Source organism: Amycolatopsis sp. DSM 110486, from assembly GCF_019468465.1.
Taxonomy (GTDB): Bacteria; Actinomycetota; Actinomycetes; order Mycobacteriales; family Pseudonocardiaceae; genus Amycolatopsis.
Genome location: NZ_CP080519.1, coordinates 2,816,143 through 2,828,000, shown reverse-complemented (window position 1 = coordinate 2,828,000; position 11,858 = coordinate 2,816,143). Strand labels below are relative to the sequence as shown.

The 11,858-nt window shown below is 70.2% G+C and carries 11 protein-coding genes; 9 read left to right on the top strand and 2 right to left on the bottom strand.

The annotated features are described in order from the left end of the window. Positions 1 to 28: 28 nt before the first annotated feature. The 8 genes from K1T34_RS13795 (at position 29) to groL (ending at position 6,969) form a co-directional block, all read left to right on the top strand. On the top strand, positions 29 to 433 hold the full coding sequence (locus K1T34_RS13795; RefSeq protein ID WP_220244661.1) for an AIM24 family protein: 405 nt from the start codon (positions 29 to 31) through the stop codon (positions 431 to 433). A gap of 1 nt (position 434) precedes the next feature. Further along, complete coding sequence (locus tag K1T34_RS13790; protein ID WP_220244660.1) at positions 435 to 1,058, top strand: AIM24 family protein; 624 nt, start codon at positions 435 to 437, stop codon at positions 1,056 to 1,058. 101 nt (positions 1,059 to 1,159) lie between these two features. After that, on the top strand, positions 1,160 to 1,366 hold the full coding sequence (locus K1T34_RS13785; RefSeq protein ID WP_220244659.1) for a cold-shock protein: 207 nt from the start codon (positions 1,160 to 1,162) through the stop codon (positions 1,364 to 1,366). 69 nt (positions 1,367 to 1,435) lie between these two features. Beyond that, positions 1,436 to 3,181: a protein kinase gene (locus K1T34_RS13780; protein WP_255638496.1), complete on the top strand. Its 1,746-nt coding sequence runs from the start codon at positions 1,436 to 1,438 to the stop codon at positions 3,179 to 3,181. 87 nt (positions 3,182 to 3,268) lie between these two features. Then, entirely contained in the window at positions 3,269 to 4,201 is a 933-nt protein-coding gene (locus tag K1T34_RS53305) for an MBL fold metallo-hydrolase (RefSeq protein ID WP_255638495.1), read from the top strand. Further along, complete coding sequence (locus tag K1T34_RS53300; RefSeq protein WP_255638494.1) at positions 4,198 to 4,875, top strand: alkyl sulfatase dimerization domain-containing protein; 678 nt, start codon at positions 4,198 to 4,200, stop codon at positions 4,873 to 4,875. The genes K1T34_RS53305 and K1T34_RS53300 overlap by 4 nt, the downstream gene beginning before the upstream one ends. Next, positions 4,770 to 5,066, top strand: coding sequence for an alkyl sulfatase C-terminal domain-containing protein (locus K1T34_RS53295; protein WP_255638759.1), 297 nt, complete (start codon positions 4,770 to 4,772; stop codon positions 5,064 to 5,066). The genes K1T34_RS53300 and K1T34_RS53295 overlap by 106 nt, the downstream gene beginning before the upstream one ends. 274 nt (positions 5,067 to 5,340) lie before the next feature. Continuing rightward, a complete protein-coding gene (gene groL, locus K1T34_RS13770) occupies positions 5,341 to 6,969 on the top strand; it encodes a chaperonin GroEL (protein ID WP_220244658.1) in 1,629 nt (542 codons plus the stop codon). 330 nt (positions 6,970 to 7,299) lie between these two features. Here groL and K1T34_RS13765 read toward each other — a convergent pair whose 3' ends face one another. Next, complete coding sequence (locus tag K1T34_RS13765) at positions 7,300 to 7,521, bottom strand: PspC domain-containing protein (RefSeq protein ID WP_220244657.1); 222 nt, start codon at positions 7,519 to 7,521, stop codon at positions 7,300 to 7,302. A 332-nt stretch (positions 7,522 to 7,853) separates the two neighbouring features. Next, the gene (locus K1T34_RS13760; protein ID WP_220244656.1) at positions 7,854 to 8,789 is read right to left on the bottom strand and encodes an o-succinylbenzoate synthase; all 936 of its coding nucleotides are present in this window, start codon (positions 8,787 to 8,789) and stop codon (positions 7,854 to 7,856) included. Between the two features lie 57 nt (positions 8,790 to 8,846). Between K1T34_RS13760 and K1T34_RS13755 the strand changes: the two genes are divergently transcribed. Then, a complete protein-coding gene (locus K1T34_RS13755; protein ID WP_220244655.1) occupies positions 8,847 to 11,600 on the top strand; it encodes an AfsR/SARP family transcriptional regulator in 2,754 nt (917 codons plus the stop codon). Positions 11,601 to 11,858: the final 258 nt, after the last annotated feature.

The window sequence follows — 11,858 nt, the reverse complement described above, 5'->3', positions numbered from 1 at the left end:
GCAAGAGTCGGGGATCAGGGGAGTTCTGATGCAGGTACGAGTCCGCCACCAGCCGTCGTTCGCGGTTGCGCGGCTGGAGCTGACGCCGGGTGAACCGGTGCAGGTCGAGTCGGGCGCGATGATGGCGACCAGCTACGGCGTGACCGTCCAGTCGCAGGCCAACGGCGGGATCATGAAGGGCCTCGGCCGCGCGTTCCTCGACGTCATCACGCTGCGGCCGGGCGAGGCGATCACCGTCGGCACCGGTCACGTGGTGGCCTACGCCGACACTGTCCAGTACCAGCTCCGCAAGGTCGCGCAGGGTGTGATCCAGTCGATGAAGAGTGGTGAAGGCTTCGTGTTCGACTTCGCCGGCCCCGGCCAGATCCTCATGCAGACGCGCAACCCGTCCTCGCTGATCAGCTGGATCCTTTCGCACGTCCCCTCCCGCTGACATGCGCGTCCACACGAGGCACACGCCGAACTTCGGCGTCGCGCGAGTGCACCTCGCGCCCGGCGAGGCCGTGCAGTCGGCGTCGGACACGATGCTGGCGACCAGCTTCGGCGTGCGCGAAGGCGCTCCGCCGTCGGCGCGGGGCGGCGCGCGCAAGCCCGGCGTCTCCGTGTTCACCGCGCCCGCCGAGGGCGGCTGGGTCGACCTCGCCCCGCTCGGGCCAGGCGACGTCTACCCGCTGGAGCTCACAGGCAATACCGGCTGGTCGGTGCACCGCGACGCCGTGCTCGCGCGGCCGTCTTCCGTGCGTCACGACCAGACGTGGGCGCCGTTGCAGCAGCTCTTCGGCGCCGACGCCGGGTTCCTCGAACACTACAGCGGCACCGGTCCGCTCGTGCTCACCGCGCCGGGACCCGTCGACTCGTTCGAGCTGTCGGCCGGTGAGTTGGTCACCGTGCGACCGGACTACGTGCTGGCCTACCCGGACACGCTGCAGTGCCGGCTGCGCGCCGTGGACCCGAGCGGCCCCCAGTCGCTGCGTACCGGCGAAGGTCTGGTCCTCGATTTCGCCGGACCGGGCACCGTTCTCGTGCAAGCGCGAAACAGGCGGGTTTCCCGGGGCTGACGAATCTGCGAATCAACCATTGCCGAGGGGCGTAATTCCGGTAGCGTGAACTGCACTTCCAGCCGCTACGGACAGCGGATCTTGTCCTGAGGGAGGGCGCCGTGGCTGTCGGCACCGTCAAATGGTTCAACTCGGAAAAGGGCTACGGGTTCATCGAATCCGCCGAAGGGCCTGATGTGTTCGTCCACTATTCGGCGATCCAGGCCGAAGGATTCCGGACGCTCGACGAAGGGGACCGGGTCGAGTTCGAGGTCCAATCCGGCCTCGACGGCCGCAGTCAGGCGGCGGACGTCCGCAAGGTCTCCTGATTCCGGGGTAGCCGACCGGTTGGGCGAACCGCCCATCGCTGCGGAATGCAGGGCGTTAAGCTGCGCAGCGTGACAGGCGATGTGTCGGGGGACCTCACCGGTCGCCGGCTGGGCAACTACCGCATCGACTCGGTGCTCGGCAAGGGCGGCATGAGCGTGACCTACCAGGCCACCGACGTGCGGCTCGGCCGGAAGGTGGCGCTGAAGGTCATCGGCGACCACCTGGGCACCGACGCCGAGTTCCGCGAGCGGTTCGTGGACGAAGCCCGCAACACGTCCGCGATCGACCACGCCAACGTCGTGCCCCTGTACGACTTCGGCGAGCTCGAAGGCATGCTCTACATCGCCATGCGCATGGTCGACGGCGGCGACCTCGCCGGGCTGATCTCTTCGGGCCCGATCGCGCCAGCGCGCGCCCTGGCGCTGCTCGATCAGGTCGCCGACGCGCTGGACACCCTGCACAACCGCGGCCTCGTCCACCTCGACGTGAAACCCGCCAACGTGCTCGTCACCAGCAAGGAAACCTCCCGCGAGCACGTCTACGTCGCCGACTTCGGCCTCACCCGCCGCGGCGCCACCGGCCACCGCACGCGCGGCGGCGACTTCCTGGGCTCCCCGACCTACGCCGCGCCCGAGCACCTGCGCGGCGAGCCCCTCGACGGGCGCACCGACCAATACGCGCTGACGTGCGTGCTCTTCGCGTGCCTCACCGGCACCCCGCCGTTCAAGGGCGACGTGCCGACGGTGATCAAGGGCCACCTCAACGGCGAGCCGCCCTCGGTCTCGCACGTGGTCGCGCTGCCCGCCGCCGTCGACGACGTGATCCGCAAGGGCATGGCGAAGAACCCCGCCGACCGGTACCCGAACTGCGTGGCGATGATCGCCGCCGCCCGCGTGGCGCTGGGACCGCTCGCGACGTCGGACACGCCGCCGGGGCCGCCGGGTTCGGGTGGGGCCGAGATGCAGAACGGACTGTCCGGCTTGGGTGGTCTCGGTGGTCCGGGTGCGGCCGGTGGCCAGGGCAGTCAGGGTGCTCACGGTCCTCAGGGGGAGGGAGCCGGCGTGCCGCCCTTCGGACAACAGCCGGGATACGGCCAAGGCGGGCCGCAGGGTCCCGGTGGGCTCGGCGGTCAGGGGAACGACCCGGCGCACGGCGCCCAATGGTCGGGACCCGGCGGACCTGGCGTCCCAAGTGGACCAGGCCAAACCGGACCCGGTGGCCAGGGCGCACCCGGCCAAGGCGGACCCGGCGACGGAAACCCGTGGGCCGGCCCCGGCGGCTGGTCCGGCGCCCCGCAGAACCCCGGCCAGCCCCCCGGCGCCCCGCCGCAAGGCCCGCCCCCCGGCTACGGCTACCCCGGCATGCCGCCGCAAGGACATCAAGTACCGCACGGATATCCGGGCCAACACGGTCACCCGGGACAACCCGGCCCGCAGCCCGGCTACTCCAACCAACAACCGGGCTACCCCAACCAGCAACAGGGTTACCCCGGCATGCACCCGGGTTACGGCCCGCCCGGCGACCCGATGCGGCTGCGTCCGCCGTCGCCCGCCGGTGGCGCCGGTGCGTTCCAGCAGTCGCGCAGCGGCGGTGGCCGGAAGTGGCTGTGGATCGGCCTCGGGATCGTCGTGCTCGCCGGCCTGATCGTCGGCGCGATCTTCCTCTTCGGCGGCGGCGACAGCGGCGGCGGCACGACCACCCCCACGACCGCGCCGAACATCCCCGTCGGCCCGGGCGGACCCAGCGGTTCGCAGTCCGGCTCGCCGTCGCTCAACCCGCCGCCCGCGTCGATCCCCATCCAGCCGAGCCGCTGACCCGCGATCTCATCTCCGGCAGGTGACCACCTCGAATTCCCGCTGTGTTCGACTCCCGGGACACGCCGGAGGTCGAGGGGGCCAGCCGTGGATTTCGGTGACCGGCAGGACTTCGAGGACGCCGCACGCGGGTTCGTCGCGACGCTCGACCCCGTCACCATCACCGGCGCCGACGGCCGCGCGGTGTTCGACCTGCGCCCGTACGCCTACCTCGACGGCGACTGCCCGGACACGGTGAACCCCAGCCTGTGGCGGCAGGCGCAGCTGTGCCGCACCAACGGGTTGTACGAGGTGACCACCGGCATCTACCAGGTCCGTGGCTTCGACATCTCCAACATGACGATCGTCGAAGGCGGGCGCGGCGTGATCGTGATCGACCCGCTGATCTCGGAGGAATGCGCGGCGGCCGCGATCGCCCTCTACCGCGCCCATCGCGGTGACCGGCCGGTCACCGCCGTCATCTACACGCACTCGCACGCCGACCACTTCGGCGGCGTGCTGGGCGTGTTGCCCGGCGGCGCGGGTGACGTCCCGATCCTCGCCCCGGCGGGCTTCCTCGAGGACGCCGTGGCGGAGAACGTGTACGCGGGCACGGCGATGAGCCGCCGGGCCACGTACATGTACGGCATCACCCTCGACGTGAGCACCACCGGCCAGGTCAGCGGCGGGCTCGGCATCGCCACGTCGACGGGCCGGCTCGGGTTGCTCGCGCCCACCGTCGACATCACCGCGACCGGGCAGGAAGAGGTACTCGACGGCGTCCGCGTCGTCTTCCAGCTCACGCCCGGTACCGAGGCGCCGGCCGAGATGAACTTCCACTTCCCGGACCACCGAGCCCTGTGCCTGGCCGAGAACGCCACGCACAACCTGCACAACCTCCTCACGCTGCGCGGCGCGCTGGTCCGCGACCCGCGCGTCTGGGCCCACTACCTCGACGAGGCGATCGAACTCTTCGGCGCCGCCACCGACGTGGCGTTCGCCTCGCACCACTGGCCCACCTGGACACCGCCCGCGTGGTGAAGTTCCTTTCACAGCAACGAGATCTCTACGCGTACCTGCACGACCAGACCCTGCGCCTGCTCAACCAGGGCGCCACCGGCATCGAGATCGCCGAGGACTTCACACTGCCGCCGGAGCTGGAGAACGCGTGGCACGCGCGGGGTTACTACGGCTCGGTCAGCCACAACGTCAAGGCGATCTACCAGCGTTACCTCGGCTGGTTCGACGGCCACCCCACGTCGCTGTGGCAGCACCCGCCGCAGGCACTGGCCACGCGCTACGTGGACGTCCTCGGCGGGGTGGCCGCCGTCCTCGGCAAGGCGCAGGAGTACGCGGACGCCGGCGACCTCCGCTTCGCCGCCGAACTGCTCAAGCACGCCGTGTTCGCCGACCCGGACAGCTCCGTCGCCAAGAACGCCCTGGCCGAGGTCTACCAGCGCCTCGGCTACGGCGCCGAGAACCCGACCTGGCGCAACTTCTACCTCGTCGGCGCGCTCGAGCTCCGCAAGGGCATCACCCCGCCGCCCCTCGACATCGGCGGCGGCATGACGGCGGCGCTCACGGTCGAGCGCTCTTCGACTCCCTCGCCATCCGCGTCGACGGTCCCCGCGCCGCCGCCGAACCGCTCACCATCGAGTGGCGCTTCACCGACCTCGCCACCACGATCCGCACCACCTTGTCCAACGGCGCGCTGATCCAGACCGCGAACCCGACGTCCGCCGTGGACGTCGACCTGACCCTCACGTTGACCAAGGAACAGCTGCTCGGCCTCCTGTCCGGCGGCGACCCGGATGACCTCGACCACACCGGCGACCCCGCCGTCCTCGGGCGGCTGCTCGCGCTCCTCGACTCGGACGACCCGGGCTTCGCCATCGTCACGCCGTGACAAGCGTGGATCACTGACCTGCGGTTCTTGCACTCTCACCGTGGGAGTGCTAAACACGGCATTGGCACTCGACGCCGTTGAGTGCCAAGCGTGCGGTCACCGACTGCGCGCTTGAAGGTCGGGACGGTGAGGCTGGCCCAGGTCAGTCGTCCGTCGCGGGCACCGAGCCTGGCCGAGGACGTGTCCTGCTGCCGCCGCTGACGGGGTCTTGAGCTGAGACGCTCGAGACGACGCAGCGCGGCGGTGGCGCCCAATACCGGAGGACCACACCGCAATGGCCAAACTGATCGCGTTCGACGAGGACGCCCGCCGCGGTCTTGAGCGCGGCCTCAACATCCTCGCCGAAGCCGTCAAGGTGACGCTCGGCCCGCGTGGCCGCAACGTCGTGCTCGAAAAGAAGTGGGGCGCGCCGACGATCACCAACGACGGTGTCTCCATCGCCAAGGAGATCGAGCTCGAGGACCCGTGGGAGAAGATCGGGGCAGAGCTCGTCAAGGAAGTTGCCAAGAAGACCGACGACGTCGCGGGTGACGGCACCACCACCGCCACCGTGCTCGCCCAGGCGCTCGTGCGCGAGGGCCTGCGCAACGTTGCCGCGGGTGCCGACCCGATCAGCCTGAAGCGCGGCATCGAGGCGGCCGTCGAGGCCATCACCGAGCAGCTGCACAAGATGGCCGTCCAGATCGAGACCAAGGAGCAGATCGCTGCTACGGCCTCGATTTCTGCCGCTGACCGCACCATCGGCGAGCTGATCGCCGAGGCGCTGGACAAGGTCGGCAAGGAAGGCGTCGTCACCGTCGAGGAGAGCAACACCTTCGGCCTCGAGCTCGAGCTCACCGAGGGCATGCGCTTCGACAAGGGCTACGTGTCGGGCTACTTCGTGACCGACCCGGAGCGCCAGGAAGCCGAGCTGGAGGACCCCTACATCCTCCTCTTCGGTTCCAAGATCTCGAACGTCAAGGACGTTCTGCCGCTGCTGGAGAAGGTCATCCAGTCCGGCAAGCCGCTGCTGATCATCGCCGAGGACGTCGAGGGCGAAGCCCTTGCCACCCTGGTCGTCAACAAGATCCGCGGCACCTTCAAGTCCGTCGCCGTCAAGGCCCCGGGCTTCGGTGACCGCCGCAAGGCCATCCTGCAGGACATCGCGATCCTGTCCGGTGGCCAGGTGATCTCGGAGGACGTCGGCCTCAAGCTGGAGAACGCGGACCTGTCGCTGCTGGGCCGCGCCCGCAAGGCCGTGATCACGCGCGACGAGACCACGATCGTCGAGGGTGCGGGCGACGCCGACCAGATCCAGGGTCGCGTCAACCAGATCCGTGCGGAGATCGAGAACTCGGACTCCGACTACGACCGTGAGAAGCTGCAGGAGCGCCTCGCGAAGCTGGCCGGCGGCGTCGCCGTCATCAAGGCCGGTGCCGCGACGGAGGTCGAGCTCAAGGAGCGCAAGCACCGCATCGAGGACGCGGTGCGCAACGCCAAGGCCGCCGTGGAAGAGGGCATCGTCGCCGGTGGTGGCGTGGCTCTGATCCAGGCCGCCGAGGCTGCCTTCGCGGGCCTGAAGCTCGAGGGCGACGAGGCCACTGGTGCCAACATCGTCAAGGTCGCCGTCGAGGCGCCGCTCAAGCAGATCGCCATCAACGCCGGCCTCGAGGGCGGCGTCGTGGCGGAGAAGGTCAAGTCCCTCCCGCAGGGCCACGGCCTCAACGCCGCCACCGGTGTCTACGAGGACCTGCTCGCCGCCGGCGTGCCGGACCCCACGAAGGTCACCCGCTCCGCGCTCCAGAACGCCGCCTCCATCGCGGCGCTGTTCCTGACCACCGAGGCTGTCGTCGCGGACAAGCCGGAGAAGGCTTCCGCCGCTCCGGCCGACCCGTCCGGCGGCATGGGTGGCATGGACTTCTGAGTTCGGCTGCTGTTTGACGCTAGATCCGGAAAAGCCCGGTCCACTTCGGTGGTCCGGGCTTTTCCCTTTGTTGGCCACGGGTTTGTGCCTGCGGTCGGGCTTCGGGGTGTGGCTTCGATCGGGCCGGTCGGTCCTGCGGCATCGGTGTGGAAGTCGGCCGGCGTGCTCGCGTGGGCGTCGGCTCGTGGCCGCCGGCGCCGGATTTTTTTGGTTTCGTCCGATGTGGACACAGCGAACGGCCCGGGCGCTCCCCGCGCCCGGGCCGTTCGCTCCCCCTTGGTTGTGCCACCCCTTCCCCCCAGTACCGCGGCCCTCCCCGGCCGCGACGGGTCAGGCGGCTTGGGTCGCTTCGGGCGTCAACACGGCAGCGGCGACGTAAACCGGCAACATGATCCCGGCCGACAGCACCGTCGCGGCCACGACCGCGATGCGGACCATCGTCGGGTCGACGCCGAGGTAGTCGGCCCAGCCCCCGCAGACCCCGGTCAACATCCGGTCGGTGCGGCTGCGGAAGAGCTTCTTGGTTTCCGGGGTGTACACGCTGTTCGTCATGCCATGAATACTCCGCCGCGTGGCCCCTCGGCACATCGGGGAACGGCCCGGAGCCCGACCCTGGACTCCGACCCTGAGGCGGGGTCGGGGAAATTCGGGTGCCAACGCTCACTGCATCGTCTCCTGCCGCGCCGGTGTGCGTTTCGCCTGCGACCTCCGCGACCTCCGCCGTGGCCGCCACTCGCGAGCCGAGGCGTTGGTGGCCGCCGAGGAGTTGGAGCGTGAGCTGGAGTCGTTGGTGGCTGGCGGGGTCTCCGCTGCCGGAGGAACCGGACCAGGAGTGGGCTGATGCTTGGCTGGTCCCCGCTCACCTGGGCTGGTGGCGGTGAAGGTCAGCGCAGCGCGCGCACCCGGTCCAACCGGGCCAGCCAGGCCTCGGTGACGTCGGGCGCGGCGGCGAACTCCTCGAAGCGATCCGGCACCGGCGCCTGCGGCAGGACCGGGAGGTAACCGTCCACGGGGGACAGCGACGTCGTGCTGACGTCGCCGGTCAGCAGGGACATCGTGCCCAGGCCGCAGGCGAAGTCGAGCTGCGGGAGGGCGCCCGCGAGGGCCAGGCCGGCGGCGAGGCCCACGCTGGTCTCGACAGCGGACGACACGACGCACGGCAGCCCGCACGCCTCGGCCACCTCCAGGGCGCGCCGCACGCCGCCGAGGGGGGCGACCTTCAGCACGGCGATGTCGGCGGCCCCGGCGACGGCGACCTTCAGCGGGTCCTCGGCGCGGCGGATCGACTCGTCGGCGGCGATGCGCACGGACACGCGGCGCCGGACGGCGGCCAGCTCGTCGATGGTGCGGCATGGCTGTTCGGCGTACTCGAGGCCGCCGGCGGCCTTGTCGAGGGCGGCGAGCGCGGTGACGGCGGTGTCGACGTCCCAGGCCGTGTTGGCGTCGACGCGGATGGCGCCGGCCGGGCCGAGGGCGTCGCGGACGGCTTCGAGGCGGGCGCAGTCGTCGGCGAGTGTGGAGCGCTTGTCGGCGACCTTCACCTTCGCCGTGCGGCAGCCGGAGGCGCGGACCAGCGCGTGGGCGCGGTCCGGCGGCACGACGGGGACGGTCGTGTTGACCTCGACACGTTCGCGCACCGCGGCGGGCCAGCCCTGCTTGCTCGCCTCCAGGGCGCTCGCCAGCCACGGCACGCTCTCGGCGTCCGAATAGTCCGCGAACGGGCAGAATTCACCCCACCCGGCGGGTCCTTCGAACAGGACGCCTTCACGGACGGTGATGTCCCGGAACCGGTTGTGCAGGGGCAGCGCGTAGACCTTCATCACCGCAGATCATGCCACTGGCGAAGTCACGTGCCGATCGGGCGGCGACCGGCCAGAATGAGACGTGTGGACGGCCTCGACTTCCGGGTGCTCGGCCCGGCCGAGGTCGTGGCCGGGGGCCGCGCCGTGCCGCTGGGCGGGAGCCGCCCGCTGATCGTGCTCGCCGGGCTGCTGCTGCGCGCCAACCGCGTGGTGTCCGTGGACGAGCTCGGCCGCTGGCTGTGGAACGACGACCAGCGCCGTTCGAAGGGCGCCCTCCAGACGTACGTGCTGAGGCTGCGACGCGCGCTAGGCCCAGGTGTTGCGATTCGCACAGAGCGTGGTGGTTATCTACTGGATCTTGATCCGTTGGCAACGGATCTTGGTCGTTTTCGCACACTCACAGCCCGGGGGAGGACAGCTTTCGAACAAGGCGAACACCGTCGTGCTGCGGGGTTGTTCGCCGACGCACTCGCGGAGTGGCGCGGGCCGGCGCTGCAGAACGTCGAGTCCGACGCCCTGCACCGCGACGAGGCCGGCCAGCTCGCCGAGGAACGCACCCGCGTGCGCGAGCTGTGGGCCGACGCGTTGATCGCCGTCGGCGAGTTCGGCACCGTCGTCCCGGAGCTGACGCGGCTGACCCGGGAACACCCGTTACGGGAACGGCTGCACGAGCAGCTCGTACTCGCGTTGTTCCATTCCGGACGGCAGGCCGAGGCGCTCGAGGTGTACCGGCGGATCAGCGCGGTGCTCGCCGAGGAGCTTGGCCTCGATCCCGGGGCAGGCCTGCAACGCGTGCACCGGCTCGTGCTGGGTGGGGCGCCTTATCAGCCGGCGGTCGAGCCGCAGGTGCCGCACCAGTTGCCTGCCGACCTCGGTGCTTTTGCCGGCCGTGAGGCGGATTTGAAGGCGCTGCGTGCTTTGCTTCCGGCGGAGGACAGCACGTCGACCCCTATCGCCTCCATTGAAGGCATGGGTGGCATGGGGAAAACCACGCTGTCCGTCCACTTCGCACACGAGATCGCGGATGGGTTCCCGGGCGGACAGGTGTTCCTGAACCTGCGCGGGTACGGTCCTGGCGATCCGGTGGAGCTGATGGCGGCGCTGGAAACTTTACTGTCGGCGCTGGGTGTCCCTGGTGACCAGATTCCGGCCGATGTGGACGGTCGCGCCGCGACGTGGCGCACGCACACGGCGGGGCGGCGGCTGCTCGTGGTACTGGACAACGCCAACAGCACCGAGCAGGTGCGGCCGCTGCTGCCGGGGCCGGGCTGCCTGGTCGTGGTGACGAGCCGCTGGCAGCTGCGCGGCCTCGTCGCGACGCACGGCGCGCGCCGGATCGCGCTCGAGGAGCTGGACGAGGCGGGCGCCGTCGAGCTGCTGGCCTCGGCGATCGGCTTCGACCGCGTCAACGCGGATCCTGTTGCCACGTCACGCTTTGTGGAGTACTGCGGCGGGCTGCCGCTGGCGATCCGGATCCTGGCCGTGCGGGCGGCGCAGTTCCCGGACTACCCGCTGGGATCCTTTGTAGATGTGTTGGACGCCGAACCTGATCGGCTCGGGTTGTTCGACCTCGGTGATGGCGAGGAGACGAACATCCGATCGGTGTTCTCGTACTCGTACCGAGCGTTGCCACCGGCTGCCGCGCGGTTGTTGCGGTTACTGGGCCTGCCGTCGGGGCCGGATGTGACGCCTGCCGTCGCCGAGGTGCTGCTGGGGTCGCCGCCGGGGTCCGCTTTGGACGCCCTGGTGTCCGCGCACCTGCTCACTCAGCCGCAGCCGGGCCGCTACCAGTTCCACGATCTGATTCGGGCGTACGCGGCAGAGCTCGCGTACCATGTGGACAGTGCCGAGGAGACGTCGGCGGCACGGTTGCGACTGTTGGATTTCTATCTTTCTTCGGCGTTGAACGCTTCGCGGGCGATGCGGCCCGAGCGGATCTACGGGTCGCTGGAGTTGCGTGTGGACGGTGGACTCGCGTTCGCCGACTACCACGCGGGGCTGGCGTGGTTCGGCGCGGAGTACGGGAACCTCGTCGCGGCTGTGCATCTGGCTTTCCGGCTGCGGGAGTACGCGCATTGCTGGAAGCTCACGTGGCTGATGTTCACGTACTTCGCCGGGCGCGCCGGCGTCGACGACTGGCGGGCGCTCAACGAGCTGGCCCTGCGGGGCACGAGGCTGTCCGGCGATCGGGGTGGCGAGGCCGGGATCCTCAACTGTCTCGGCGTGATCGACGGGGTTGTGCGCGATTACCCGTCGGCGCGGCGGTACCTCGAGCAGGCGCTGGTGCTGCAACGCGAGCTCGGCTCGCGCGAGGGCGAGGCGCGGGCGCTGTACAACCTGGCCATGGCGGCCGATTCGTCGTCCGACTTCCCCGCGGCGCTCGCCCACGGCACGCGGGCGCTGGAGATCGTCCGGGACCTGCGGATGACCGGCTTCGAGGCCAACGTGCTGCGCGCGCTGGGGGATTTGTGCTGCCGGTTCGGGGATTTCCCGCGTGCCTTGGCTTTGGCAGACGAGGCATTGGCCTTGGCGCCTGCTCCTCGTGACGGCCGCTTCTCCCTGACCACCCGCGCCAAAGCCCTCCTCGGCGTGGGCCGGTCGGCTGAGGGCATCGAGTGCATGTCGGACGCCGTGGACATGTTCTTCGCGATGGACGAGCACTACGAAGCCGCCGACGTCCTCGCCCAACTCGGCACGGCCCACCTGCGCCTCGGCCACCCCGCCGCCGCCCGCGACTGCTGGCTCCGCTCGGTCCACCTCCTCACCGACCTCGCGCACCCCGACGCGGCGGACGTCCGGGCGAAGCTGGCTGCGATGGTTTCGGGCTGAGCTGCCGGCTGTGGCTGGCTTGCCGTTCGGTGTGGCGGGATGCCGGTGGTGGAGGCGATGTGCCGGTCAGCGGGGAATGTTGCTGTGGGGTTTGGCAAGTTGCCACTCGGCTTGGCGATTGTCGCTGGTTTGTCAGGCCGTGGGAGTTGCCGCGGTGCCTGGCAGGTTGCCGGATGCATTGATGCTGGCCAGAGCTTGCCGGGAGTTGCCGGTTCGGGTCGCGAGTTGCCGGGCATGGTGGGGATTGCCGTGGGGCGT